Below are 892 nucleotides of genomic sequence, written 5' to 3' on the forward strand. Positions count from 1 at the left end.
CACGTAAAAAAAAACACTCAAAATAAATATATAACCAATTGATAATCAAAGTATATTTTTAAACAACTCGCAGGATTCCTCTCTGTTAATCAGAGGGTCGCTGGTTCGAGCCCAGCAGGAGGAGCAAAGCGGGAACCCACTCCCACAAAGGGTTTCCGCTTTTTTTTAAAAGTCTCAACACTGGTAGTAAATGTTAAACGACAACGTTAGCGTCAACATTTAAAATCTACCAAAATGAAAAATCTTAAAAATGGATGCACCCGTACAGAGGTGTATATTTCCCCAAAAAATTACAAATCTTTAAAGTCTAAAGAATATTTAAAAAAGCAATGGTTTGTTGAATGTAGATTCTTCGACCCTTTATTTGAGTCTAAATATCCTAAGGGGTTTCAGTATCGGGTTAAGTCAAATGTTTTCAATAGTATTTCGGAAAGGAAACTTGCTGTTGAAATGGCTAAAGAGGAAATGGAAAAGAAATTGGATTATCACAATTTTAACCCTATCACAAAACAATTCATGGCTTCGGATTTTGAAGATTTGAAACCGGATTTGTTTTTTCACGAAGCTTTAACGATTGCCTATACAAAAATTTCGGGGTCATCACATTACTTGAAACAAATTCTATGGGCTATAAAAAGAATGCAGACATTCATTGAAAAGTTGAGATACGAATATCTTTTTATAAAGGATGTGAAAATTTGGCATATTAAAAACCTTCTGGAATCAATGAAACTTACCCCATCGGTTTATAATAAATTCCGATCCTATCTTATGTCTCTTTTTAAAGAAATGATTCAATATGGGTGTATCGACCATAATCCTTGTAGAGAGATTATCAAAAAGAAAATTACCAAGACCATACGGGAGACCCTCTCGGATGAAAAATATCAAA

1 pseudogene is annotated in these 892 nt (G+C 33.6%); it reads left to right on the plus strand.

The window, feature by feature from the left end:
* Positions 1 to 234: 234 nt before the first annotated feature.
* Positions 235 to 892: pseudogene (locus tag GNY06_RS07450) on the plus strand (hypothetical protein); the annotation flags it as partial.

This window comes from Elizabethkingia argenteiflava (assembly GCF_009904105.1).
GTDB classification, from domain to species: Bacteria; Bacteroidota; Bacteroidia; order Flavobacteriales; family Weeksellaceae; genus Elizabethkingia; species Elizabethkingia argenteiflava.